We start from the raw sequence: 25,256 nt of genomic DNA, 5'->3' as shown, positions 1-25,256 counted from the left end.
GCCTGTCAGGCCTGCTTGACCGTCGCCTGCCTTGGGTGACGGTTACCCCACTACATAAAGTTCGAGGTTCATGGATCATGACAGCATCGACTTCCGTACACTCCAACGCGTTCAACTTCCTGAGTTATGTACAGAGCGGCGTTGACCCCCGTACCGGGCAATACACGGTGGCGATTACCTTGCCCGACGTCAAGACCAACGGATTACGTGGCCCGGGCGTGCCGCTGGCACTCCACTATAACCCTCTCAACCGACAGGACAGCGGCTTTGGTCTGGGCTGGAATCTGCAATTGTCGCAGTACGATCCGGGTAGCCAGATCATATCGCTGAGCAGCGGTGAGACATTCAAGGTCGATGGCATCGGCAACGGCCAGATGCTGATGTCGGAAAAGAAAATCGACAGCTTTCACTTTTACAAGGAGGACGAGACCCACTACCGGGTGATGCACAAGTCGGGTCTGGTGGAGCAGCTTGAAATGCGTGGCAGCGGCATCAACAGAGTCGCGCTGCCGGTGCGCGTACTTGCTCCTGAAGGTCACAGCGTCACACTGGATTACACCTCTTTCGGCGGGCATCAGATGCTCAGCGAAATCAAGGATGACTCGGGCCAGATATTGCTCGGTGCCAGCCGCGAAGAGACAGCGGTGACCCTGCGTATGGGAGCTGGCGAGAAACCGGATGCGACATTCGTAATGGTGCTGGGCGGATCGGATCACCGTGTCAATCGTATCGAATTGCCGACTGACAATGCGGCCTCCTGGCGTTTTGCATACAGTCGGATCCGTGACCATTTGTGCATGACGTCGGTGGAAACACCCGTCGGCGGTCGGGAGGAGATCTTTTACACCGACAGCGGCCATCAGTTTCCTGCCAAGGCGGCACGTGACCCTTTGCCCCGAGTCACGCGTCATCGCACAACGCCCGGATTCGGTCAGGCACAAATGGACGTCCATTACACCTATCAGGACAGCGCCGGGCGCCAGCGCAACTTTCTGGGCGCCGGGCTGGATATCGCCTGGGAAGATAACGGTCTGGACAATCTGTATCGATATCTCGGGGCGGAGCCGTATGAGTATTCGTCGACCGAGACATTGTGTGTTCAGGTTGCAGGCGAGGCTGACGCCGAGCGCAGCATCGAACGGACGTTCAACCAGTTTCACCTGCTTACTCGAGAAACCACGCGCAAGAACCTTACGGTCATGCAGGTGGACACTCGCTACTACATCGAGCCGGGGCAACCCTTTTTGACTCAGCCCGCCTATTGTCAGTTACCCAAAGAGGTCGAGACCACCTGGCGGCTGTCATCAGACGGCAGTGTGCCGCGCAGTGAAGTCGTCAGCAGCACCTATGACAAGCACGGCAACCTGCTCACTCAGACTCAGGCCAACGGTGTGGTCGAGGTCAGTGAGTGGTATCCGGCCGACGGTGAGGACGGATGCCCGCCAGACCCTGAAGGCTTCGTGCGCTGGATGAAAAGCAGCCAGGTTATTCCGGCGGCATCCGGCTACGGCGATGCTCCGGTCCTGATCACCCGTTATCGTTACCTGGCATTGCCTGCGGTGGATGGCGGTCAGCTGCAGGAATGGCTTGCGCCGCAAAGCGAGACGTTACTGATGCAGGCCGCTGATGATGAGCACGAGCAGCGCCTCACCACCTATGAATACTTCAATGAGCCGAACAACGCACTCCTGCACGGCCGGCTCAAACTGCAACGGGTGATCATGGGTGAGAATGCAACCAGCACAGAGTATGCCTATAGCACCCCTGACAGCGAGATTTATGGCAAGACTGTGTTGCAAACCGAACAGACCGTGACCGGCTTCGATAACACGAAGAAGGTCATTACGCTGGAGGACTCTTTGCTCAACGGCGAACCCTTGCTCAATCGCGACGACAACAACGTGGAAATCCGTTATGTCTACGACAGTCTGCGCCGTGTACTGAGTGAAACCGTGGCGCCAGATGATGATCTCTATAAGGCGACCAGAAGTTATGAGTATCGCCTATGTGCCAAGGCCACTGATCAGGCCATGCAGACGCTCATCGACGTCAAGAAGGTAAAAACCTGCAGTCACTTCGATGGCCTCAACCGGGTTATCTACGAGGAGCGGGATGACGCAGATACCCCTGCACGTGTCGACATACCGCGACAGACCTACGCTGCCGTTTATGACGCATGGGGGCTGATGATCAGCGAAACCGAATTCGACTGGCTGGATGAGCAAAACCTGGCTCTGAAGAGCCTCTTCGAATACGACGATTGGGGCGAACAGCGTTCCGTCACCGGGCCGGATAACGTCAAGACGGTCGAAGAGACCGACCCCATTGGTACGTCGCAATCGCAAGGGCCAATTCAGCGTAGCTGGATCGAGGGCCCCGGTGGCGTCGGCAAGAGCGAGTTCACCGAGACCTGGATGAACCTGTTCGAACAGCCGACCCGTAGTGAGCGCCTGGATCAGGCGGGCAACTCGGTCAGTCTGAGCCAGTACCATTACGACGGTCTTGGCCGCCGTGTCGAGGAGGTTATCGGGGTGGCAAACGGCGGCCGGCGCACCACCTATCTCTATGACGTCTTCGATCGGGTGATCGAGTCCACATTGCCAAGCCGGGCCATCGTGCGTCGCAGCTACGCAAGCCACAGCAGCGAAGACTTGCCCGTCAGTATCGGCATCGAGCACAACGGCAAAAGCATTGTGCTGGGAGAGCAGGCGTTCGACGGGCTGGATCGCCTGGTCACGTCTGTCACCGGGGGGCGTAAACGTGAACTCGTTTACGACATCGGTCTGCTGCAACCCAAAACGGTAACCCTGCCCAGCAAGCGGAAAATCGACTATGAATACAAGCCCCAGGTGGGCGATGAGCCGTGGCGCAGGGTGCAGTCCGAAGCGGAGCCTGAACCTCAAACCACCTGCAAGGCCGGTCTGCCGAAAGAGTCCGTGACGACGCCAGCGCCTGGCAAGACCGCGGAGCCGGGTGTGGCTGCCGATTACAGTTACGATCAGCAGAACGCCCGTCTGATTCATTCCGAGGAGCAGGGCGAGATACTGGATCGCGCTTATTACAGTACCGGCTCGCTGAAAAGCGAGACGCGCACCTCTGCAGGCAACGCCTACGAGATGTTTTACAGCTACAGCCGACAGGGCCTGTTGCTGTCTTACACCGATGTACTGGGACAGGAGCAGGTCAATCGTTATGACAACTGCGGTCGTCTTTACGAAACTTCGCTGGGTGAGGTGTATTCAACGTTCGACTATGACACTGCCTTTGGTCGCCTCGCAAAAATCACCACCACCGACAAGACCGACGTCAGCCGCGAGAGAACCGTCGCGATCTGCCTTGAATATGATGATCTGGGACGGGAAGTCAGTCGTGTATTCGACCTCGATGGTGTCAAGCAACAGATGGTTCAGGTCTATGACGATGTGGATAACATGGTCCAGCGCACCCTGAGCCAGGGCACGGAAATACTCCGTAATGAAAACTACAAGTACGATGCCTCCGGCCGCCTGACTCAATATCAATGCACGGGCACTCAGCGGCCGGTGGACCCCTATGGCAGGACTCTGCTGGCGCAGAACTTCATTTTCGATGGCGCGAACAACCTGACGGTCGTCACGACCAGCTTCGATGGCGGCACCAACAACGCCCGGTATTTTTACGAAGGTGACGACCCCGTGCAGTTGAGCCGGGTAACGAACAGTAACCACGCGCACTACCCGCCTGAAATCAAGCTTCACTATGACCTGGACGGCAATCTGGACATCGACGAAGCCGGTCGCACGCTTAAGTACGACCCCCTCGGCCGCCTGATCGAAGTAGGCACGCCCTCAGCCGGCATTCACTACCAGTATGACCCCCAGGACCAACTGACAGGGGAGACCCGCGGAGAGGACAGAGATCTGCGCTTTTATCGTGACGGGGAGCTGGCCAATCAACTCGGTAGCCATGCCCAGAGCACCTTCATGCGTGGCGACGACTACCTGCTGGCCGAACAGCAGATCGATCGGACGGTACTACTTGCCACCAACGACAGTGACAGCGTGCTCGGTGAAGTCGATGCCAACGGGATCAATCGGAGGTGGTATACGGCCTACGGCCACGCCAGCGGCGAAGATCCGCCGCACGGCAGACTGGGGTTCAACGGCGAAATGGCCGAGGCGGATACCGGCTGGCAAATGCTGGGCAATGGCTATCGTGCCTACAGCCCGGTGCTGATGCGCTTCAACAGCCCCGATAGCTGGAGTCCGTTTGGCGAGGGCGGGGTGAATGCTTATGCGTATGTTGAGGGGAATCCGGTGGGTAGGCGGGATCCGTCGGGGCATGCGCTCGGCCTCGCGGCGGCTATTAAAGTAACCTGGAAGAAGTTGATTATGAGGGCGCCTAGCACCAAGTCGGAGTTAGCAAGTCAGATCCATGTGCAGTTGAAAGCCGTACGCCCCAAAAACAAGAGCTCCATTTTTCGGCGAGTGAACGATACCGATGTTGAGAGGCTGACGACGATAAACGATTTTTATGACGGGCAACGTACATTTCTTAAAGAGCAAATTACGAAAGCTAGTCGTGAAGCACGGGCAAAGGGTTGGTCTAAAGAGGCCATTGACGCAGCGCCCCTTATGAAAAACTCTAAAGCTGAACTGGCTAGTCTGCAGGTGTTTGAAGACACGTTAAAAAATGCAAAGAGTAATCTTGGGAAGTATGGCATCACTCCTCAAAGCCGTCTGAATATACAAGGGAAATTGAGCGAGCTTGCCAAGTTGGATGGTATGCAAAAGCCGGAGATCAACGCGATCAGGGAGCCCTTGCCAAGGCCGCAGCGAAGACACATGTTTCTAAACCCAGGCAAGAATAGATATAACAGTGATGTTCTTCAGTAAGGTATGGAGGGAGTAACGTTCTTCCTGCTTGACTCATGGGCGGTTCCAGCAGTACCGCCCATCTGAGTGTAGGCAATAGTTCATCTTTATTCGTTCGCACGAGCCGCATCACTCCACCAAAATAACCCCCTGCCTGATCGCCATCACCAATGCCGCCTTCAATGACGTCACCCCGAACTTGCGGCGGATATTGCTGGTATGAAAGTGCACGGTCGCTTCCGAGCACCCTTGTATTCGGGATATCTCCCAGGCGGATTTGCCGATCGCCACCCATTCCAGGACTTGTCGTTCCTTGACAGTCAGCTGGACGGTGGCGGGGGGGGCTGGGGAGGGCGGCGTGGTGCCGGGTGGTTTTCCATTGTCGCGAAGCATGGTGAAGTCCTTTCCCTGAAGATCGCCGCACCACGATACCCCTGCAACCCCTAACGCGAACCTGACATAAATGACAGCGCCGCAGGACCGTGAAGGCCTTGCGCCGTCAAGGCTGTAGCGCTTTTTTACAGCTTCTTTACGCCCCGGCCAGCCTGTCGATCTCGCGCCTTTACACCCTGCCTGCGGACAATCACCCCACGCGGCCTTCGCCGTACCGGTGTTGCCTGATGGGGGAAATTTCAATGAGCGTTATGGATGGTATCTCTCTGTTGATGGGAGTCGGGCTGTTCATCTATCTGCTGGTGGCGCTGTTGCGCGCCGACCAGAGTCAGGAGTGATCATGCACAGTTACGATTATCTGTTGATCCTGGCCTTTCTGGTCCTGCTGCTGGCCCCCGCGCCGTGGCTGGGACGTTTCTATTACCGGGTCATGGAAGGCGAGCGCACCTGGCTGAGCCCGGTGCTGGGGCCGGTCGAGCGGGCCTGCTACCGGATTTCCGGCGTCGACCCGAAAACCGAACAGTCCTGGAAGCAATACGCCTGGGCCTTGCTGGCGTTCAACCTGGCGGGCTTTGTCGTGCTGTTCGCCATCCTGATGCTGCAAGGCATGCTGCCGCTCAACCCGCAGCAATTGCCGGGCATGGAGTGGTCGCTGGCCTTCAACACTGCAATGAGTTTTGTCACCAACACCAACTGGCAGGCCTACAGCGGCGAAGCATCGCTCAGCTACCTGAGCCAGATGGTCGGCCTGACCGTGCAGAACTTTGTCAGCGCCGCGACCGGCCTGGCAGTGCTGGTCGCGCTGTGTCGCGGCATCAGTCGTCGCTCATCGCAGAGCCTGGGTAACTTCTGGGCCGACATGACCCGCGCCACGCTCTACGGGCTGTTGCCGATCAGTATCGTGCTGGCGGTGTTTCTGGTCTGGCAGGGCGTGCCACAGAACTTTGGCCACTACATCGACGCACTGACCCTGCAAGGCGCTGACCAGAGTCTGCCGATGGGCCCTGCGGCCAGTCAGATCGCCATCAAGCAACTGGGCACCAATGGCGGCGGCTTCTTCGGCGTCAACTCGGCGCATCCGTTCGAGAACCCCACGGCCTGGAGCAACCTGTTCGAGCTGGTATCGATCCTGTTGATCCCGGCGGCGCTGGTGTTCACTTTCGGCCACTACGTCAAGGACATGCGCCAGAGCCGCGCAATCCTCGGCTGCATGCTGGCGCTGCTGTTGATCGGCGGTGCGGTCTCGCTGTGGGCCGAGTACCAGCCCAACCCGGCGCTGAACATCGCCGGTGTCGAGCAGACCGCACCGCTCGAAGGCAAGGAAACCCGCTTCGGCACCACCGGCACGGTGCTGTGGTCAGTCGCTACCACTGCGGCCTCCAACGGCTCGGTCAACGGCATGCACGACAGCCTCAACCCGCTGACCGGCATGGTCGCGTTGGTCAACATGATGGTCGGCGAAGTGATCTTCGGCGGCGTCGGTGTCGGCCTCAACGGCATGTTGCTCAACGTGCTGATCGCCGTCTTCCTTGCGGGCCTGATGATTGGCCGTACCCCGGAATACCTGGGCAAGAAGCTGCAAGCGCAGGAAGTCCGGCTGCTGGTCGCGACCCTGCTGGTGATGCCGGTCGGCGTACTGGTGCTGGGCGCGATTGCCGCGAGCCTGCCAGGCCCGGCCGGTGCCGTCAGCAACCCTGGCCCGCACGGCTTCAGTCAGTTGCTGTACGCCTACACCTCGGCCACGGCCAACAACGGCTCGGCGTTCGGCGGCTTCAGTGCCAACACCGTGTTCCACAACCTGATGCTCAGCCTGGCGATTTTCATCGGCCGCTTCGGTTACATCCTGCCTGTGCTTGCCCTGGCCGGTAGCCTGGCCATGAAGAAGGCCGCGCCGCAGGGCCAGAACAGCTTCCCGACCCACGGCCTGCTGTTCGTCACCCTGCTGACCGTCACGATTCTGCTGGTGGGTGGTTTGACCTTCCTGCCGACCCTGGCACTGGGGCCGATTGCCGAACACCTGAGCCTGGGTTTCTGAGGAACCGATCATGAACTTACCTATTGATCCTGCAAAAAATGCTGCTGCGAAATCTACTGAATCGCAGGCCACTGAATCGGCAAAAACCGGCATCGCCGCCCTGTGGCGTCCGGCGCTGGTGCAGGCGTTCGTCAAGCTCGACCCGCGTCAGCTCAAGCGTTCGCCGGTCATGCTGGTGGTGGAACTGACCGCCATCCTGACCACCGTGCTCTGCGTGATCCCCAACCCGCAGGTGCCGACTTCGGTCTGCGTACAGATCGCCCTGTGGCTGTGGTTCACCGTGCTGTTCGCCAACTTCGCCGAAGCGCTGGCCGAAGGCCGCGGCAAGGCCCGCGCCGATAGTCTCAAGGCGGGCAGCGAAGGGCTCAAGGCACGTATCAGGGACGACAACGGCAGCCTGCGCATCATCAATGCCAGCGAGTTGCGCAAGGGTGATGTGGTGCGCGTCGAGATCGGCGAAATGATTCCCGGTGATGGCGAAGTCATCGAAGGCATCGCTGCGGTCAACGAGGCTGCGATTACCGGCGAATCCGCGCCAGTGATTCGCGAATCCGGTGGCGATCGCTCGGCCGTGACCGGCAACACCCGGCTGGTCTCCGACTGGCTGCTGATACGCATCAGCGCCAACCCCGGTGAATCGACGCTGGACCGCATGATCGCGCTGGTCGAAGGTGCCAAACGGCAGAAGACCCCCAATGAAGTCGCGCTGGATATCCTGCTGATCGGCCTGACCCTGATCTTCCTGCTGGTGGTCATCACCTTGCAGCCGTTCGCCCACTTTGCCGGTGGCAGCCTGCCGCTGGTGTTTCTGGTAGCGTTGCTGGTCACGCTGATCCCCACCACCATTGGCGGCCTGCTGTCGGCCATCGGCATTGCCGGTATGGACCGCCTGGTGCGCCTCAATGTGATCGCCAAGTCCGGTCGCGCCGTGGAAGCCGCAGGCGATGTGCATGTGCTGCTGCTGGACAAGACCGGCACCATCACCTTCGGCAACCGTCGCTGCGCCGCCGTCTACGCTGCTCCGGGCGTGACCCCGAAGGAACTGGGCGAGGGTGCTTTGCTGGCCTCGCTGGCCGACGACACGGCAGAAGGCAAATCCATCGTCGAGTTTCTGCGCAACCTGCACCCGATGAACGAGCCGACCCTGAGCTCGGTGACGGCCGTGCCGTTCAGCGCTGACACACGTCTGTCCGGCGTTGATTACCAGGGCCACGTGTACCGCAAGGGCGCAGTGGATTCGCTGCTGGCTTTCATCAACATGCAGCGCAGCGAGCTGCCGCCTGTACTGGCCCGTGAAGTCGACAAGATCGCCAAGACCGGCGGCACACCGCTGCTGGTCTGCGCCAACGGTCGGTTGTTGGGCGCGATCCATCTCAAGGACGTGGTCAAGCCAGGCATTCGCGAACGTTTCGAAGAGCTGCGCAAACTGGGTATCCGGACCGTGATGGTCACCGGCGACAACCCGCTGACTGCCGCAGCGATTGCTGCCGAGGCCGGTGTCGACGACGTGCTGGCTGAAGCCACGCCGGAGAAGAAACTGGAGCGAATTCGCCAGGAGCAAGGCGAAGGGCGTCTGGTGGCGATGTGTGGCGACGGTGCCAACGATGCACCTGCACTGGCCCAAGCCGATGTCGGCATGGCGATGAACGACGGTACTCAGGCCGCTCGCGAAGCGGCGAACATGGTCGACCTCGACAGCGACCCGACCAAGTTGCTGGACGTGGTGCAGATCGGCAAGGAGTTGCTGGTTACCCGCGGTGCGCTGACCACCTTTTCGATTGCCAATGACGTGGCCAAGTACTTCGCCGTGCTGCCCGCGCTGTTTGCCTCGATCTACCCGCAACTGGGTGTGCTCAACGTCATGAAGCTGGCCAGCCCGCAGAGCGCGATTGTCTCGGCCATCGTCTTCAACGCGCTGATCATCGTCGTACTGATCCCGCTGGCCCTGCGTGGCGTGCGTGTGCAGGCGGCCAGCGCGGCTCACCTGCTGCGTCGCAACCTGCTGATCTACGGCCTGGGCGGCATCGTCGTGCCGTTTATCGGCATCAAGCTGATCGACATGCTGCTGGTCGCACTCGGCCTTGTTTGAAGCCTGTGCTGCACGCCGGTCGGCGTGCAGCCTCACCTGATTGAGGATGTGCAGATGTCCAATGTATTGCGTCCGGCCTTGAGCCTGATCGTGTTGATGAGCCTGATCACCGGCGTGGCCTATCCACTGGTGGTCACCGGGGTTGCGCAAGTGGCGTTTCCGCAGCAGTCCAATGGCAGCCTGGTGTATGACGCGTCGGGCAAGGTGCGTGGCTCGGCGCTGATCGCCCAGTCGTTCACCGGCGATGAGTGGTTCCAGTCGCGCCCCTCGGCTGGCGCATTCGCGACCGTGGCCAGCGGCGCGAGTAACTTCGCGCCGAGCAACCCGGCGCTGGCGACACGCGTGAAAGAGGACGCCGCGAAACTGGCCAACGTCTCGCAGGAACCGATACCAATGGCCTTGCTGACCACCTCCGGCAGCGGACTTGACCCGCACCTCTCGCCTGAAGCGGTGGCCTGGCAGGCCGGGCGTGTTGCAGCGGCGCGCCAGTTGCCGCTGGACAAAGTGCAGGCGCTGATCGACGCCAATACTCAGCGTCCGCTGATCGGTCCACCCGTGGTTAACGTATTGGCCTTGAATATGAGCCTGAATCAGTTACCGTCTGCACCGCGCAACGCGCAGCTGTAACAAAGTGCGCCGTGTCCGCAGTAGATTCACTAAGCTGTAGCTGATCAGAAAGAGGGTGGTAACCAACGTGAGTGATTCCGGTCGAGCTGACGCACTGCTGGCCCAGCTGCCCCGCGAGGGGCGCGGGCGGCTGAAGGTTTTTCTCGGGGCTGCGCCAGGCGTCGGCAAGACCTACGCCATGCTCCAGGCGGCTCACGCGCAGCTGCGCCAAGGGGTGAAGGTGCTGGCGGGCGTGGTCGAAACCCACGGCCGCGCAGAAACCGAGGCACTGCTCAACGGCCTGCCGCAACAGCCCTTGCTGCGCACTGATTATCGCGGCATGACCCTCGAAGAAATGGACCTCGACGCGCTGCTCAAGGCTGCGCCGAGCCTGGTACTGGTCGACGAACTGGCGCACACCAATGCGCCCGGCAGTCGACACGCGAAGCGCTGGCAGGATATTCAGGAACTGCTCGCCGCCGGCATTGATGTGTATACCACCGTCAACGTCCAGCATCTGGAAAGCCTGAATGACCAGGTGCGCGGCATCACCGGCGTGCAGGTGCGTGAAACGCTGCCGGACTGGGTGTTGCAGGAAGCCTTTGATCTGGTGCTGATCGACCTGCCGCCCCGTGAACTGCTGGAGCGCCTGCGCGACGGCAAGGTCTACGTGCCGGAACAGGCACGCGCGGCCATCGACGCCTTTTTCACCCAGACCAACCTCACCGCGCTGCGCGAAATGGCCATGCAGACGGCGGCGGCGCAAGTCGATAACGATCTGGCGCAGGGCTATCGGCAGTTGGGCCAGTCGGCCCCGGCGGTTCGCGGGCGGATGCTGGTGGGCATCGACGGTGATATCCATGCCGAGCGTCTGGTGCGTCACGCCAGTCGGGTTGCCCAGCGTCGCCATCTGCCTTGGAGCGCCGTGCATGTGGACGACGGCCAAACCCTCGACGAGCAGTCCCGCGCGCGTCTGCAAAGCGCTCAACAACTGGCCGAGCGGCTCGGCGGCGAAGCGGTTTCGCTGCGCGCCGGGGAGGTTGCTCGAACGCTGGTGCAGCATGCCATCGAACGGCGTGCCAGCGTGGTGCTGGTCGGCCAGTCGCGTCGGCACTGGCGGCGTAAGATCTTCGGTGGCGGTGTGGCTGCGCGTTTGCTGCGCGAAGGGCACGGGCTGGAAATCTCGGTGCTCGACGACAGCGAGGAATTGCCCGATCAGCCGCCGCGTGCGCGCCCGGCTCGCGAAGTGGTGTGGTTCGATTACGGCCTGGCTTTCGTCGCCACGTTGATCGCCAGTCTGGTGGCCTGGGGCGTTGCAGGCGTGCTGGCGCTGCCGAACATTTCCCTGATCTTTCTTGCTGCGGTATTGCTGGTCGCCGTGCGCAGCAGCATGGGCCCGGCGCTGGCCTGTGCCGGGTTATCGTTCCTGGCGTATGACTTTCTGTTCATTCCGCCGAGCTTTTCCCTGAACATCCAGCGCGAAGAAGACGTGCTGACGCTGTTGTTCTTCCTGCTGATGTCGGCCCTGACCGGCAAGCTCGCAGCACGTCAGCGCAGGCAGTTGCAGGCGTTGCGCGATACCCAGGAGCAGACCAGTGAGCTGCTCGACCTGTCGCGCAAGATGACTGCCGCCACTGACGGTAAAGCGGTGTTCAGCGCAGCAGAACAGCATTTCTCCGGCTGGAAGGAACTGCACCTGTGTCTGGTCGACCGCGACGGAGAGGGCGGCTGGGTGGTCGAAACCGGCGGGCCGCTGACCTTCTCGGAAGCCGAGCGTGCCGCTGCCGACTGGGCCTGGAAGCACGATCAACCCGCGGGCAGTGGCACTGGCACCTTGCCGTCCGGACGCTGGTGGTGGTGGCCGATCACCGCAGAAGAAGGGCCGTTGGCTTTACTTGGGGTCTGCGCGCGGGAAGGCCAGTCGTTCACTGCGCAGCATCGACGTCTGCTGGCGGCGCTCACCCAGCCACTGGCGCAGGCGCTGGCGCGTGCGCAATTGGCCCAGGAGCTTGAAGCCGCGCGTCTACACGGCGAAACCGAGCAATTGCGCAGCGCCTTGCTGGCTTCGGTATCCCACGACTTGCGTACCCCGCTGACCTCGATGCGCGGCAGCATCGACAGCCTGCTGGCCTTGGGTGAAGCCATTCCACTGGAGGATCGCCGCGAGCTGCTGGAAGGCACCCGCGATGAAGCCGAGCGCCTGGACCGCTATATCCAGAACCTGCTGGACATGACGCGTCTGGGGCACGGTGCGCTGAAGCTGGCCCGCGACTGGGTGTCGCCCGCCGATATCGTCGGCAGCGCGCTCAATCGGCTGCGTGCCGTACTGGCGCCATTGCAGGTCAGCACCCAGGTGACTGGCGAGCTGCCGCTTTTGTACGTGCATGCGGCGCTGATCGAGCAGGCGCTGGTCAATGTGCTTGAGAACGCTGCGCGCTTTTCGCCGGTCGATGGACGCTTGCAGGTAGCGGCCGGTGTGCTCGACAGTGAACTGTTTTTCTCGGTCAGTGACGAAGGCCCCGGTATTCCCGAGGACGAACGAGCGAAGATTTTCGACATGTTCTACACCGCCGCCCGCGGCGATCGCGGCGGGCAGGGCACGGGGCTGGGGCTGGCGATCTGTCAGGGTATGATCGGCGCGCACGGTGGGCGGCTAACGGTCGAGGAGGGCATCGACGGGCTGGGTACACGCATCACTCTGTTTCTGCCGCTGCAGGCGCAGCCGGATGTGGAACTGGAGGAGTCCGCTTGAGCCAGGCGACTACCATTCTGGTCATCGACGACGAGCCGCAGATTCGCAAGTTCCTGCGCATCAGTCTGGTGTCGCAGGGCTACAAGGTGCTGGAAGCCGCCACGGGCGCGGAGGGGCTGACTCAGGCGGCGTTGAACAAACCGGATTTGCTGGTGCTCGACCTTGGGTTGCCGGACATGGACGGTCAGCAGGTGCTGAGCGAGTTTCGCGAGTGGTCGGCCGTGCCGGTGCTGGTGCTTTCGGTGCGCGCCAGCGAGGCACAGAAAGTTCAGGCGCTGGACGCCGGCGCCAACGACTACGTGACCAAACCGTTTGGCATTCAAGAGTTTCTGGCTCGAATCAGGGCGCTGCTCAGGCAGGCGTCGGGCAGTGAAAAGCCCGATTCTGCGCTTGAGTTCGGGCCGCTCACCGTCGACCTCGCCTATCGGCGTGTGCTGCTCGACGGTCAGGAAGTGGCGCTGACCCGCAAGGAATACGCGGTGCTGGCACAGTTGGCGCGGCATCCCGGACGGGTCATTACCCAGCAGCAATTGCTCAAGGATATCTGGGGGCCTACGCACACCGAAGACAGTCACTATCTGCGTATCGTGGTGGGGCATTTGCGGCAGAAGCTGGCAGATGATCCGACCGCCCCGCGGTTCATCCTCACCGAGCCTGGAATAGGGTATCGTCTGCTGGCTGATCACTAGATGAAAAAAGCGAGCATAGCCCCGTGCTGCGGCACTTTTACTGCCGCCCACCGTCAAAGCCGCACACTCCCTGTTCTCTTTTGAGGTAACACCCGCATGAAAGCCCTTATCTGTCTGCCATTGCTTGTTTTGGTTCTTGCGGGTTGTGCTGGCAAGACCGGATATCGCGACAGCTGCGCCACTCAGCTCGACGCTGCCTGGCATGAGCTGGATCTGGCCAAGGCTGAAGGTTTCGCCGGAACGGTCAGTTACTCCAAGGCCTTGTCGCTGTTGACGGGTGCCAAGACCCAGCAGCAGTTCGAGGCGTTTGAAGGCTGCACCGAGAAGTCCGAGAAAGCCCGCTTCTACATCCGCGAGTCCCGCGCTGGCCGTTGATCGCTGACGATACACAGGTCTGCTCTTGATTCTGGCCGAAGGCCGTGGGAGCGAGCTTGCTCGCGAAAGAGTTTGCACAAACGCCGAAAATGCATCGACTGAAACACCGTCTTCGCGAGCAAGCTCGCTCCCACAAGGTCATCAGTGCCGCAGGGCATTCGCATGGCTCGAAACACAGCCGACCTGTGTGAGTAATCCACATGGCTTGAAAACACCCCGGCCCTGTGTGAGTGTTTCACATCGCCCGAAAACACCCCGTACCTGTGGGAGCGAGCTTGCTCGCGAAAGAGTTTGCACAAGCGCCGAAAATGCATCGACTGAAACACCGTCTTCGCGAGCAAGCTCGCTCCCACAAGGTCATCAGTGCCGCAGGGCATTCGCATGGCTCGAGACACAGCCGACCTGTGTGAGTAATCCACATAGCTTGAAAACACCCCGTACCTGTGGGAGCGAGCTTGCTCGCGAAAGAGTTTGCACAAGCGCCGAAAATGCATCGACTGAAACACCGTCTTCGCGAGCAAGCTCGCTCCCACAAGGTCATCAGTGCCGCATGGCATTCGCATGGCTCGAGACACAGCCGACCTGTGTGAGTAATCCACATGGCTTGAAAACACCCCGTACCTGTGGGAGCTTGCTCGCGAAAGAGTTTGCACAAGCGCCGAAAATGCATCGACTGAAACACCGTCTTCGCGAGCAAGCTCGCTCCCACCAGGTCATCAGTGCCGCATGGCATTCGCATGGCTCGAAACACAGCCGACCTGTGTGAGTAATCCACATAGCTCGAAAACACCCCGGCCCTGTGTGAGTGTTTCACATCGCCCGAAAACACCCCGTACCTGTGGGAGCGAGCTTGCTCGCGAAAGAGTTTGCACAAGCGCCGAAAATGCATCGACTGAAACACCGTCTTCGCGAGCAAGCTCGCTCCCACAAGGTCATCAGTGCCGCAGGGCATTCGCATGGCTCGAAACACAGCCGACCTGTGTGAGTAATCCACATGGCTTGAAAACACCCCGGCCCTGTGTGAGTGTTTCACATCGCCCGAAAACACCCCGTACCTGTGGGAGCGAGCTTGCTCGCGAAAGAGTTTGCACAAGCGCCGAAAATGCATCGACTGAAACACCGTCTTCGCGAGCAAGCTCGCTCCCACAAGGTCATCAGTGCCGCAGGGCATTCGCATGGCTCGAAACACAGCCGACCTGTGTGAGTAATCCACATAGCTCGAAAACACCCCGGCCCTGTGTGAGTGTTTCACATGGCCCGAAAACACCCCGTACCTGTGGGAGCGAGCTTGCTCGCGAAGACACCAGTAAAGTGCCAGTGCGTTGGCATGCCGTTCGTGACGCTCTGCGTTACAAATCTTCAGTTTGGCGAGACGGTAGGCCTAACCAACTCTGGCGAAACGGCCTACGCTCACTTTAAAGTGTTCGGACACTGGCATCGCTTGCAGTCCCACAGTCATGAAGCAGTTGCCGGAAGGGGCTTTCGATGGGTAGAAAACTCGATGCGTGCCTGAGCGCGATCAATGAGGTGGTGCTGGGCAAGGAGGCGCAGGTACGCTTGGCGATGACGTGTCTGGTCGGCGGCGGGCATTTGCTGATCGAGGACTTGCCGGGGATGGGCAAGACCACTCTCAGTCATGCGCTGGCGAAAATTCTCGGTCTGAGTTATCAGCGTATTCAGTTCACTTCTGACTTGTTGCCAGGTGACATCCTGGGGACTTCGGTATTTGATCGGGACAGTGGGCAGTTCACCTTTCATCCTGGGCCGATTTTCGCCGAGCTGGTGCTCGCCGACGAGATCAACCGCGCCACGCCCAAGAGCCAGAGCGCGTTGCTGGAAGCAATGGAAGAAGGGCAAGTGTCCATTGAAGGCGCGACGCGTCTGTTGCCCGATCCATTCTTTGTGATCGCGACTCAGAACCCGTTCAGTTCCGGCGGCACTTTTGCCTTGCCCGAGTCGCAACTGGACAGGTTCATGATGCGCATTTCCATGGGCTACCCGGCCAGAGCCGCAGAGAAAGCCTTGCTGCTGGGTGAGTCGCGCCGCGAGCTGTTGCCGCGTCTGCAACCGATTCTGGATCACGCCCAGCTTGGTCAGCTCCAGGCGCAGGCGCGGCAGGTGCGTGCCAGTGATGCCTTGGTTGATTATGTCCTGCGACTGGTCGAGGCGACGCGCAGTCAGCCGCAGTTCGCCTACGGGCTATCACCCAGGGCGAGCCTGGCGATTCTGGCCGCAGCACGGGCCTGGGCAATGTTGCTGGGGCGTGATTACGTGATTCCCGAGGACGTGCAGGCGGTGCTGCCGTCGGTGATCGGCCACCGCTTGCGTGAACGCAGCGATCCGACCGGGCATGGCGGCGGTGCGCTGGTGCAATGGCTGTTGCGCGAGGTGCCCGTGCTTTGATCGAACCGCTCAAACCGCTCTGGCAACGCTGGCTGTCGAGGCGAATTCCTCCAGCGTCACGCATTACCCTCGACCACCGGCGCATTTTCATCATGCCGACACGCACCGGCATGATTTACGCGTTAGTGCTGGTGCTCATGCTGCTGGTGGCGATCAATTACCAGAGCAGCCTGGCCTACGGGTTGACCTTTCTGTTGCTGTCGATAGGCGTGCTGGCCATCCTGCACACCTACCGCAACGTCAGCGGTCTGGTTCTGAGTGCGGGCGTTGCGCGTTCGGTATTCGTCGGCGAGCCGGTGCAATTGCGCCTGCGCCTGGAAAGTGCCGGGCAGGCTCACCACGCATTGGGCTTGGGCTGGAGCGCGACGGCGTTGCAGTCAGGCGACGTGCTGCCTCGCGGCTTGACCGACCTGGAGCTGACACTGCCCGCCGAAAAGCGCGGTTGGCTGCGTGCGCCAAGGCTGCGCATCGAGAGTGTGTTTCCGCTGGGCATCTTTCGCGCCTGGAGCTGGCTCGATCTGGAGCAGAGCGCCTTGATCTATCCTCGGCCCTTGTCCGGGACCATGCCGCTGCTCAAGGGCGTGCAGCCGCATGCCGAGGACGATGGCCATGCCACTCAAGGGGCCGGTGTCGATGATTATCAGGGCCTGCGCAGCTACCAGCCGGGTGACAATCGCAGTCGTCTGCACTGGAAAGCGTATTCCCGCGGGCAGGGACTGCTGATCAAGGATTTTACCGACCTCAGTGGCCATGACCTGTGCCTGGACTTCATGGCGCTGGGGGGGGATATCGAAGAGCGCCTGTCGCGCCTGTGTTACTGGGTGCTGGAGCTGTCGCAACGGCAGCAGCCGTTTGCCCTGCGGTTACCGGGCTTTTTGTCGGCGGTGGACAGCGGTGATGCACACCGCGAAGTCTGCCTGCGCGCCCTTGCGCTGTACGGCCATCGATCATGAACGAGAAGGTCCAGGCAGTTCCCGCCGCGCCCATTCCGCGTGTCAGCCTGACTTGGCTGCTGGTGGCGCAGGCACTGGTGGTGTTGCCGTTCGCGCTGCATGTCCCGGTGTCGATCATGATCCTCTGGCTGGGCTGCACGGTGTGGCGCGTTCAAGCGTTCCGCATGCGCGTGCGACTGCCTGGCACCTGGGTCAAGTCCGGGCTGCTGGTGGGCACCGCAGGTGGCGTGTATCTGGCGCGCGGCAGCCTGGTCGGGCTGGATGCCGGGGCTGCGTTACTGGTGGCGGCATTCGTTCTGAAAATGCTGGAAATGAACAATCGCCGTGACGCGCGTGTGCTGATTTTTCTTGGTTTCTTCTGCGTGGCGGTCGGCTATCTGTTCGAAGACAACCTGCTGTGGGCGCTCTTCAGTCTGCTGCCGGTCAGCGCGCTGCTGGCTGCGTTGATCGGCCTGCAACACACGGACCTGGCGGGCACATCAGCCGACACGCTCAAGCTGGCGTTCAAGCTGATGGCGCAGGCACTGCCGTTGATGCTCCTGCTGTTTCTGTTCTTTCCGCGTCTGGACCCACTCTGGTCGCTGCCGCAGCCGAGCAACAAAGGCGTTACCGGCCTGTCGGACAACATGGCACCCGGCGACATGGCGGAACTGAGCAAATCACCTGCGCTGGTGTTCCGCGCCAGTTTCGAAGGGCCGATCCCGGCGCGCAACCAGCTGTACTGGCGCGGTCTGACCCTTGAGCAGTTCGATGGACGTCGCTGGTCGCAGTCGGCACGTGCCCAGACCGTACAGATTGCGCAGTGGGAGAAACGCGGTGAGCCGCTGGCCTACAGCGTTGTCATGGAAGCCAGCGGCCGGCCCTGGCTGCCGAGCCTCGACGTGGCAGAAACCACGTTGCCGGATGTGCGGCAGATGAGCGACTTCCGCCTGCAGCGCAGACGCCCCGTCGAGCAGTCGCTGCTGTACGCCGTCAACTCATGGCCGCAAAGCGTCCGGGATCCGCTGTTCAGCGAACAGATCCAGCGTCAGGACCTGCAATTGACTGCCAAGGGCAATGATCAGGCGCGGCAATGGGCCGATGACCTGCGTCGCCGCTACACCACGCCAGACGCCATGGTCGCGGCGATGCTCAGTTACTTCAGCGATCAGCCGTTTCACTACACCCTCAAGCCGGTACCACTGGGCAATGACAGCATCGATGAGTTCCTGTTTGCCAGTCGTCAGGGGTTTTGTGCCCACTATGCCGGTGCCATGACCTTTGTCCTGCGCGCGGCGGGCATACCGGCGCGGGTGGTGGCTGGGTATCAGGGCGGCGAACTGAACCCCGATGGGCAGTACCTGACGGTTCGCCAGTTCGACGCGCATGCCTGGGTGGAATACTGGCAGCCGGGCGTGGGCTGGCGCCGCGTCGACCCGACTGCAGCGGTGGCGCCGCAACGTATCGAGCAAGGCCTGGAGCAGGCGCTGGCGGCGGACGAAGCGTTTCTGCAGGACTCGCCCTATTCAGCGTTGCGCTACCGTAACGTGGCTTGGGTCAACGCCCTGCGCCTCAGTTGGGATAACCTCAATTACGGCTGGCAGCGTTGGGTGCTGGGCTATCAGGGACAACAGCAGTTACAAATTCTCGGTCGCTGGTTTTCAGGGTTCCAGGCGCCGGTTTTTGTCCTGGGAACCCTGTTTTCACTGGGCCTGGTCGCGTTATGGCTGTTCAAACCCTGGCAACGCGAAAGCGACTCGCAACTGCGTGTGTTCAACGCATTTGAACGCTTGCTCGCCCGCCATGGTCTGCGTCGTATGCCGGGTGAAGGCGCTGACGCATTCTGCCGCAGGGCGGTGCTCTACTTTCCGCAGCATGCCGAGGCCATTGAAGGTTTCATCCGCGAATTTCAAGCGCAGCGCTACGCTGGGCGGCTGGCTTCGGCAAGCCGCTTGAGGCAGGCACTGAGCACGTTGCGCCGGGGTTTGCCATGGAGGTTGTCAGCCGTCAGGGACAGGCATTCATGAATCAGTTTGTCGAAGGGGAATTGCATGTCTTCAATGGTGGATCATCTGGTCGCCGAAGTGCTGGCGCTGGATGTCAAATTGCTCGCGTGTCAGGCACGTCTTGCCGTTTCGACTGACAGCGAAGCGCTGCACGATTTACGTACCACGGTGCGCCGTCTGCGCAGCGTACTGCGGCCCCTGAGGGAAAACCCGAGTGCGGCAGAGCTGGAAGACGCGGCCAAGGCGGTCGGCCAACTGACCACGCCGCTGCGTGATATGCAGGTGCTCGCCGGGTTTCTTGAAGAGCAGGGTTTGAACGAGGCCGCATTCACACGCAACCGCTACCTGGAAAGCGCCTGCCCAAAGGTCGCCAGCTCGCCCGAGTTGACCCGTCTGCTCAAGCTGATTGACCGGTTCCCGGAATTGCTGCGCCTGCAACAGCGTCAAGGCATGTTGCGGGGCCTGCGCAAGACCATTGAAAAACGCATGGACAAGCAATGGCACAAGCTGCGTGTGGCCATCGCCGAGCCGGGGCACGATCGGCATGACCTGCGCTTGCTGATCAAGCGCGTGCGATACGCTGCCGAAGCCTATCCGCTACTCAGGCATCAGCCGAAAAACATGCAGGCCCGGCTCAAGTCCGCACAAGGCGAACTGGGCGACTGGCATGATCATCTGCAATGGCTGGCGCAGGCTGCCGAACAACCTGATCTGGCTCCCTGTGTGCCGGGCTGGCAAATCGGCATAGTACGTGCCGAGCGCAAGGCCGAAGCCTCGCTCAAACGCCTGGCCAAGGCCTGCTTCTGATCCAGTAATTTGTTGTGGATCAAGTCATTCAGGCCGCAAAAATGGCCATTATGCGGCGTGTCGTTAACTAAGAGGATGGTTATCATCCATCCACTTGTGTGTTGACGTGTGGAGTGAGCATGACCTTTTCTGAACTGATCGATGCGCTGCATCGTGATCCGCGCTCCGTCACGATCCCTGCCGAATGGTCGCAGGGACGTGCCTGCTTTGGCGGACTCATGGCTGCGCTGACCTACGAAGCGATGCGTGCACAGGTGCCGGAAGGGCGGCCGGTTCGTTCGCTGGCGATCACCTTTGTCGGGCCGGCCGCGCCCGGGGTGCCGATTGCTTTCGAGGTCGACATCCTGCGTCATGGCAAGGCAGTCAGTCAGGTGCTGGGACGCGCCATGCAGAACGGTCAGGTAATGACCCTGATACAAGGCAGCTTCGGTGCCCCTCGGGAGTCAATGATCACCTTTTCCGCGGAGGCCGCGCCGGTCCTCAAACCGGTTGAACAATGCCCGGAGTTGCCGTTCGCCAGTGGCGTAATGCCTGACTACCTGCGTTTCATGGACATCCGCTGGGCGTTGGGCGGCATGCCGTTCAGCAATACCCCGTCGCCTGCGATAGGCGGCTACGTGCGCTTTCGCGGTGAGCCGCACGCCACGCCCATGAGCGAAGCGCACATTCTGGCGCTGGTGGACACCTGGCCGCCTGCGGTATTGCCGCATCTGGACAAGCCGGCCCCCGGCAGTTCACTGACTTGGACCATTGAGTTCATCCAGCCGCAGCCATCGCTCGATACCCTGCAGTGGTGCAGCTATCGCGCAGTCATCGAGCATGCCCGCGATGGCTACGGTCATACCGCCGCGGCATTGTGGAGCCCCGACGGCGAGCTGATCGCGATCAGTCGCCAGACGGTTACCGTGTTTGGCTGACCGGCAACCGGATCAAGGTTTGCGAGCGGCCCGTGCGGCGTTCTGGCGCTGAAAGCCCAGCGCCGCCACCAAGCCAATCACACCGATTGCAACCGATGAAAGGCTTTCGGAAAACAGGCCGTTGAGGATCAGCAGGGCCGCCAGAATGAATAGCGGTACGGCGATCAGGTACAGGGCCAGACTGGTCGAGTGCTCCTGACTGTCGTTGCTGTCACGCCATTGATTCAATTGCAGATCGGAAAGTGGCTTGTTCATGATGCGGTCCTCTTCAGGTAACGCGTAAAGCGTCGTTCAATGCCTGAAGGATAGGCCCGCGCGCAGAGGGCTGACGAGTCAAGCCTGTCTATCGCGGCGATAGCCTGTTACAGCTTGAGCTGGCCAATGGCGGCATTCAGTTCGCCTGCCAGCGTAGCCAGCTCGTCACTGGTGCTGGCCGAGTCAACCGTCTGGATCACTGTGCGTTCGGTGACATCGCGGATACTCACCACTGCACGGTTCATCTCCTCGGCGACCTGGCTTTGCTGCTGGGCCGCGACGGCGATCTGCGTGTTGCTTTCGCGCATCTGTGCCACGGCACCGGCAATCGCCGCCAGCGCATCACCGGCTTCCCGCGCCTGCTGCACGCATTCGTCGGCTTTGTAGGAACTTTCCTGCATGAAATCCACGGCATCGCGGGTGCCGCTTTGCAGGGTCGAGACCATCGTGGTGATTTCATCGGTGGAGGTCTGCACCCGTTTTGCCAGATTGCGTACTTCGTCGGCGACCACGGCAAACCCCCGACCCATTTCCCCGGCGCGTGCGGCTTCGATGGCTGCGTTGAGGGCGAGCAGATTGGTTTGTTCGGCAATGCTGTGGATGACGTTGACCACGCCGTTGATCTTCTGGCTGTCTTCGGCCATGCGCTGGATCATTTCCGCCGTTTGCTGCACGCCGCTGGAAAGCCCCGCGATGGACACCTGCACACGGTCGACCACTACTTTGCCGCTGCCCGCCAGTGCGTCAGCCGTCTGCGACTGATCGCGGGTGGCTGTAGCGTGCTGGGCAATGTGATGGACCGTGGCCGTCATTTCGTTGATGGCCGTGGCCACCTGATCGGTTTCGCTTTGCTGACCGAGCATGCCTTGGCGCACCTCCTTCATGCCCGCCGCCAGATGCGCTGCGCCCTGATCAAGGCGGCCAGCGGTTTGCGAAACAGTGTTGACCACTCGCTGATAACCGGCCTGCATGGCGTTGAAGGCCTTGGCCATCTGCCCGACCTCATCGTCACTGCGGTTGGGAACACGGGCCGCCAGGTCGCCGCTTTTTTCGACGTGCAGCATCACGTCTTTGAGTGCGTTGAGCTGGCTGAGCAGAAAGCGGATCAGCAGCTGCGAGGCACAGAGCATCAATAACATCAGCACAAAAACCGCCATCGCGTAGTGCGTGAAGCGATCCAGCAGGATTTGCATGAAGGTCGGGGTGAATGCCAGTAGCGCAATCCGTTGCTCGGCGCCTCGGGTGATGATCTGCGCACCGCTCAGCCATTGATCGCCAGCGGGCTTGTCCAGTGTCACCCAGTCGCGGGCGTCAGCCAGTTCCTGCAGCGCAAGGCCATCGACAACCGGTGTCTGACCCTGACGGTACGTCAGCAATGTATTGCTGGAGGGCAGGGCTGCGTCGACGGGCCAGGCGGCGAGCAGGCGCGCCTGCGCTTGTGCTGCCTGACGCGACGCATCCGTGCGCGCGTGTTGTTCAGTTTGCATGGCGTACAGCACCAGCAACAGGGTGGTGACGAAAGCGACCGCGTTGACGGCCCAGAACTTATATTTCAGTGACAGGTTGCCAAGCCATGAGCCCATGAGTGGTCTTCTTCGGTAATCGGTTGAGATAGCAGCAAGATGCCATCACTGTGCCTCAGTCAACGAAGAGAGCCTTGATGCGGGTCAACAAAGCTGCAGATTTTCATCCTCTGAGGTGTCCTTCAGCACCGGCAAGGCAAAAAACTGCCGCGCGCAATCAGTGCTGTGGCGTGCGAGGTCTTCCTGCGTTTCGCCCCGGTGCAAGGCTACTTCGCGCAAGACTTCCGGCAGGTAAGCCGGCTCGTTGCGACCGTTTTTCGGCTTGGGACGCAGGCTGCGTGGCAGCAGGTAGGGCGCATCGCTTTCCAGCATCAGCCGGCCGCGAGGGATGTTGCCCACCAGCGCATGCAGGTGGGTTCCGCGTCGTTCGTCGCAGATCCAGCCGGTGATGCCGATATGCAGATCAAGGTCCAGGTAACTGAACAGCGCGGCGCGCTCACCGGTGAAACAGTGCACGACTGCCGCGGGCAGACGGTCGCGGTAGTCGCGCAGAATCTCCAGCAACCGCTGGTTGGCGTCGCGCTCGTGGAGGAACACCGGTAATTGCAGTTCCACGGCCATGGCCAGGTGCGCCTCCAGGACCTTTTCCTGCTGGGGGCGAGGCGAGAAATCGCGATTGTAATCCAGGCCGCATTCACCCACGGCGCGAACGCGATTTTCCCTGAGCAGGGCATGCAACTGTTTCTCGGTGTCGCCGGTCCAATCGCTCGCTGAATGCGGGTGGATTCCCGCCGTGCAGAACAGGCGTTGCGCGCTTTCATCCAGCTCGTGACACAGCTGCAGGGCGTGTTCGCTGCCCTCGACACTGGTGCCGGTCACCACCAGTTGTTCGACGCCTGCGGCGTAGGCGCGGTCGAGTACCGCCTGTCGCTGCGAGGCGAAGCTTGCATTGGTCAGATTGACGCCGATGTCGATGAGTTGCATGGTGCTACCTCCAGCTGAAGGCTGCCGAGCATACCAGAGCTCTGGCCACAACAAGAAAACGCTGGGTATTCAAGCGATTGAACCTGAGGGTTCAACGATTTCCTTCGCTGCTCGATGCTGCTGCGTGACCTCAAGATTTCCTTTTTCCTGTTTCTTTCCGGCATTGCCCTGGGGAAGTGAATGATCCGATCCGCGCTTGTGTCTTTGATGTGCCTGTTACCGCTGCTGCCCTTGCAGGTTTCTGCTCGTCAGACCGGTCCCGAGGTCGTGCAGCACACGGTGCAGGTGCGCGATTTACCGGCGATTCGCAGCAGCAAGGTGCTGCGCGTGCTGGTCAATCAGAGCCGTAACAGCTCCGGCGACGTCAAGGGTCAGGAAATCGGCGTCGAATATCATCGCCTGCAAGCCTTCGAGCAGTACCTCAACAGCCACTCCCGTGCGGGGCAGAAGGTCACGATCAAGGTCATCCCCAAGGCCAAGAACCAGCTGCTCACCGCCTTGCAGCGCGGAGAAGGCGACATGATCGCGCCCGGCGAGCTGCTCGATGTCAGCGACGCCAAGGGTATTCAGGCCAGCGCACCGATCGTGCACGACGTGCCTCTGGTGCTGGTCGGCGTTCGCGGTCAGCGCAGTGTGCGCCGTGTGGATCAATTGTCCGGAAAGACCCTGAGCCTGCCCACCGGCAGTGCTGCCGACGAAGCCTTGCATCAGGTCAATCGACAACTGGAGCTGCGCAAGCTGCCTCTGGCAAAAATCGAATGGGTCGACCCCAGTCTGGCCGTCGAGGATGTGCTGGAAATGGTCCAGGCCGGAATCTATCCGATGACGCTGGTCGAGCAGCCGATTGCCGAGCGCTGGGCGAGGATCATGCCCAAACTGCGCATCGAACGCGGCCTGACCTTGCAGACCCACGGTGATATCAGCTGGTTTGTACGTGACAACGCCACCCAGTTGCGGTCCAGTGTCGACGATTTCCTCAAAGACTATAAGCCGTCGGCCCAGCAGGATCAGGTGTTCGCCAACGCGTACAAGAACACCTACAAGGTCAACAACCCGCTAGTGCGCAACAACCTGCAGCGTCTTGAACAACTGCGTCCGATGCTGCAGCGCCATGCCGATGCGCAGGGCATGGACTGGCTTGACCTGGCAGCCCTCGCGTTCAAGGAATCCAAACTCGACCCGTCTGCCAAGGGCAGTGGCGGCGCGACAGGCTTGTTGCAGATCACGCCTTCGGCAGCGAAAAGCGTTGGCGTGCCGAGCATCCAGAGCGCTGACGACAACATCCGAGCCGGTTCGCGCTACATGGCGCTGATCCAGCGCAAGTATTTCTCCAGTAAACGGGTCAACGAACGCGAGCGCATGGCATTCGTGATGGCCGCCTATAACCTGGGACCTGAGCGCGTGCAGGGTATGCGCGAGGAAGCGCGGCGTCGCGGGCTGAATCCGAACCAGTGGTTCTTCCAGACCGAGCGCGTTGCGATGGAGCAGGGCGGTGCCAATGTCGTGGCGTTCGTGAACAGCGTGAACAAGTACTACCTGGCCTTTGATCGCGAGCGCGACTCGCTGGAAAAGAGCGGGCCCAAACCAGCGGTAAAACGCTAAAGATCGATTTATTCGATTTTTATACGCCGTTATTT

Annotated in this window: 18 protein-coding genes; 14 read left to right on the top strand and 4 right to left on the bottom strand. The window is 60.9% G+C overall.

Translation table 11 applies throughout. The annotated features are described in order from the left end of the window. Positions 1–77: 77 nt before the first annotated feature. A complete protein-coding gene (locus tag JOE29_RS14475; protein WP_210079634.1) occupies positions 78–4,874 on the top strand; it encodes an RHS repeat-associated core domain-containing protein in 4,797 nt (1,598 codons plus the stop codon). Between the two features lie 108 nt (positions 4,875–4,982). Here JOE29_RS14475 and JOE29_RS14470 read toward each other — a convergent pair whose 3' ends face one another. Continuing rightward, positions 4,983–5,246: a helix-turn-helix domain-containing protein gene (locus tag JOE29_RS14470; RefSeq protein ID WP_003316599.1), complete on the bottom strand. Its 264-nt coding sequence runs from the start codon at positions 5,244–5,246 to the stop codon at positions 4,983–4,985. 242 nt (positions 5,247–5,488) lie between these two features. On the opposite strand from JOE29_RS14470, the gene kdpF reads away from it, so the two are divergent. From kdpF to JOE29_RS14410, 12 genes are all read left to right on the top strand, one after another. Further along, positions 5,489–5,584 carry a K(+)-transporting ATPase subunit F gene (kdpF, locus tag JOE29_RS14465; protein ID WP_003406089.1) on the top strand — a complete coding sequence of 32 codons (96 nt, stop codon included), beginning with the start codon at positions 5,489–5,491 and terminating at the stop codon, positions 5,582–5,584. 2 nt (positions 5,585–5,586) lie between these two features. Beyond that, positions 5,587–7,281, top strand: coding sequence for a potassium-transporting ATPase subunit KdpA (kdpA, locus tag JOE29_RS14460; protein WP_024661386.1), 1,695 nt, complete (start codon positions 5,587–5,589; stop codon positions 7,279–7,281). Positions 7,282–7,291: 10 nt separating this feature from the next. Further along, complete coding sequence (gene kdpB / locus JOE29_RS14455) at positions 7,292–9,370, top strand: potassium-transporting ATPase subunit KdpB (RefSeq protein WP_044311574.1); 2,079 nt, start codon at positions 7,292–7,294, stop codon at positions 9,368–9,370. 54 nt (positions 9,371–9,424) lie between these two features. Further along, complete coding sequence (gene kdpC / locus JOE29_RS14450) at positions 9,425–9,997, top strand: potassium-transporting ATPase subunit KdpC (RefSeq protein ID WP_210079633.1); 573 nt, start codon at positions 9,425–9,427, stop codon at positions 9,995–9,997. Positions 9,998–10,064: 67 nt separating this feature from the next. Then, positions 10,065–12,728 (top strand): sensor histidine kinase KdpD, encoded by a 2,664-nt coding sequence (locus JOE29_RS14445; RefSeq protein WP_210079632.1) that lies wholly within the window; start codon positions 10,065–10,067, stop codon positions 12,726–12,728. Next, complete coding sequence (locus JOE29_RS14440) at positions 12,725–13,417, top strand: response regulator (RefSeq protein WP_003394668.1); 693 nt, start codon at positions 12,725–12,727, stop codon at positions 13,415–13,417. The genes JOE29_RS14445 and JOE29_RS14440 overlap by 4 nt, the downstream gene beginning before the upstream one ends. 96 nt (positions 13,418–13,513) lie before the next feature. After that, entirely contained in the window at positions 13,514–13,792 is a 279-nt protein-coding gene (locus tag JOE29_RS14435) for a lipoprotein (RefSeq protein ID WP_003316607.1), read from the top strand. A gap of 1,485 nt (positions 13,793–15,277) precedes the next feature. Further along, positions 15,278–16,195, top strand: a complete 918-nt coding sequence (locus JOE29_RS14430; protein ID WP_003392881.1) for an AAA family ATPase — start codon at positions 15,278–15,280, stop codon at positions 16,193–16,195. Continuing rightward, positions 16,165–17,148, top strand: coding sequence for a DUF58 domain-containing protein (locus JOE29_RS14425; RefSeq protein ID WP_210079631.1), 984 nt, complete (start codon positions 16,165–16,167; stop codon positions 17,146–17,148). The genes JOE29_RS14430 and JOE29_RS14425 overlap by 31 nt, the downstream gene beginning before the upstream one ends. Next, positions 17,145–19,154 carry a DUF3488 and transglutaminase-like domain-containing protein gene (locus JOE29_RS14420; protein ID WP_210079630.1) on the top strand — a complete coding sequence of 670 codons (2,010 nt, stop codon included), beginning with the start codon at positions 17,145–17,147 and terminating at the stop codon, positions 19,152–19,154. The genes JOE29_RS14425 and JOE29_RS14420 overlap by 4 nt, the downstream gene beginning before the upstream one ends. 24 nt (positions 19,155–19,178) lie before the next feature. Continuing rightward, on the top strand, positions 19,179–19,940 hold the full coding sequence (locus JOE29_RS14415) for a CHAD domain-containing protein (protein WP_044311570.1): 762 nt from the start codon (positions 19,179–19,181) through the stop codon (positions 19,938–19,940). A 119-nt stretch (positions 19,941–20,059) separates the two neighbouring features. Next, on the top strand, positions 20,060–20,857 hold the full coding sequence (locus JOE29_RS14410) for a thioesterase family protein (RefSeq protein ID WP_044311569.1): 798 nt from the start codon (positions 20,060–20,062) through the stop codon (positions 20,855–20,857). Positions 20,858–20,869: 12 nt separating this feature from the next. On the opposite strand, the gene JOE29_RS14405 is transcribed toward JOE29_RS14410, so the two are convergent. The 3 genes from JOE29_RS14405 to JOE29_RS14395 form a co-directional block, all read right to left on the bottom strand. Next, positions 20,870–21,112, bottom strand: a complete 243-nt coding sequence (locus JOE29_RS14405) for a hypothetical protein (protein ID WP_003392889.1) — start codon at positions 21,110–21,112, stop codon at positions 20,870–20,872. Between the two features lie 107 nt (positions 21,113–21,219). Continuing rightward, positions 21,220–22,695, bottom strand: coding sequence for a methyl-accepting chemotaxis protein (locus tag JOE29_RS14400; protein WP_096113887.1), 1,476 nt, complete (start codon positions 22,693–22,695; stop codon positions 21,220–21,222). Positions 22,696–22,779: 84 nt separating this feature from the next. Continuing rightward, positions 22,780–23,619, bottom strand: coding sequence for a TatD family hydrolase (locus tag JOE29_RS14395; protein WP_003423655.1), 840 nt, complete (start codon positions 23,617–23,619; stop codon positions 22,780–22,782). 180 nt (positions 23,620–23,799) lie between these two features. Here JOE29_RS14395 and JOE29_RS14390 point away from each other — a divergent pair, with 180 nt between their 5' ends. Further along, entirely contained in the window at positions 23,800–25,221 is a 1,422-nt protein-coding gene (locus JOE29_RS14390; RefSeq protein ID WP_057407168.1) for a transglycosylase SLT domain-containing protein, read from the top strand. Positions 25,222–25,256 lie beyond the last annotated feature (35 nt).

It is taken from the genome of Pseudomonas sp. PvP009 (assembly GCF_017832995.1).
GTDB lineage: Bacteria > Pseudomonadota > Gammaproteobacteria > Pseudomonadales > Pseudomonadaceae > Aquipseudomonas > Aquipseudomonas syringae.
This window is presented reverse-complemented; position numbering and strand designations above follow the sequence as displayed.

Excerpts from the sequence above, each read along its gene's own strand:
- JOE29_RS14475 (WP_210079634.1), top strand. The coding sequence starts at position 78 with ATGACAGCATCGACTTCCGTACACTCCAACGCGTTCAACTTCCTGAGT.
- JOE29_RS14470 (WP_003316599.1), bottom strand. The coding sequence starts at position 5,246 with ATGCTTCGCGACAATGGAAAACCACCCGGCACCACGCCGCCCTCCCCA.
- kdpF (WP_003406089.1), top strand. The coding sequence starts at position 5,489 with ATGAGCGTTATGGATGGTATCTCTCTGTTGATGGGAGTCGGGCTGTTC.
- kdpA (WP_024661386.1), top strand. The coding sequence starts at position 5,587 with ATGCACAGTTACGATTATCTGTTGATCCTGGCCTTTCTGGTCCTGCTG.
- kdpB (WP_044311574.1), top strand. The coding sequence starts at position 7,292 with ATGAACTTACCTATTGATCCTGCAAAAAATGCTGCTGCGAAATCTACT.
- kdpC (WP_210079633.1), top strand. The coding sequence starts at position 9,425 with ATGTCCAATGTATTGCGTCCGGCCTTGAGCCTGATCGTGTTGATGAGC.
- JOE29_RS14435 (WP_003316607.1), top strand. The coding sequence starts at position 13,514 with ATGAAAGCCCTTATCTGTCTGCCATTGCTTGTTTTGGTTCTTGCGGGT.
- JOE29_RS14430 (WP_003392881.1), top strand. The coding sequence starts at position 15,278 with ATGGGTAGAAAACTCGATGCGTGCCTGAGCGCGATCAATGAGGTGGTG.
- JOE29_RS14425 (WP_210079631.1), top strand. The coding sequence starts at position 16,165 with ATGGCTGTTGCGCGAGGTGCCCGTGCTTTGATCGAACCGCTCAAACCG.
- JOE29_RS14420 (WP_210079630.1), top strand. The coding sequence starts at position 17,145 with ATGAACGAGAAGGTCCAGGCAGTTCCCGCCGCGCCCATTCCGCGTGTC.
- JOE29_RS14415 (WP_044311570.1), top strand. The coding sequence starts at position 19,179 with ATGTCTTCAATGGTGGATCATCTGGTCGCCGAAGTGCTGGCGCTGGAT.
- JOE29_RS14410 (WP_044311569.1), top strand. The coding sequence starts at position 20,060 with ATGACCTTTTCTGAACTGATCGATGCGCTGCATCGTGATCCGCGCTCC.
- JOE29_RS14405 (WP_003392889.1), bottom strand. The coding sequence starts at position 21,112 with ATGAACAAGCCACTTTCCGATCTGCAATTGAATCAATGGCGTGACAGC.
- JOE29_RS14400 (WP_096113887.1), bottom strand. The coding sequence starts at position 22,695 with ATGGGCTCATGGCTTGGCAACCTGTCACTGAAATATAAGTTCTGGGCC.
- JOE29_RS14395 (WP_003423655.1), bottom strand. The coding sequence starts at position 23,619 with ATGCAACTCATCGACATCGGCGTCAATCTGACCAATGCAAGCTTCGCC.
- JOE29_RS14390 (WP_057407168.1), top strand. The coding sequence starts at position 23,800 with ATGATCCGATCCGCGCTTGTGTCTTTGATGTGCCTGTTACCGCTGCTG.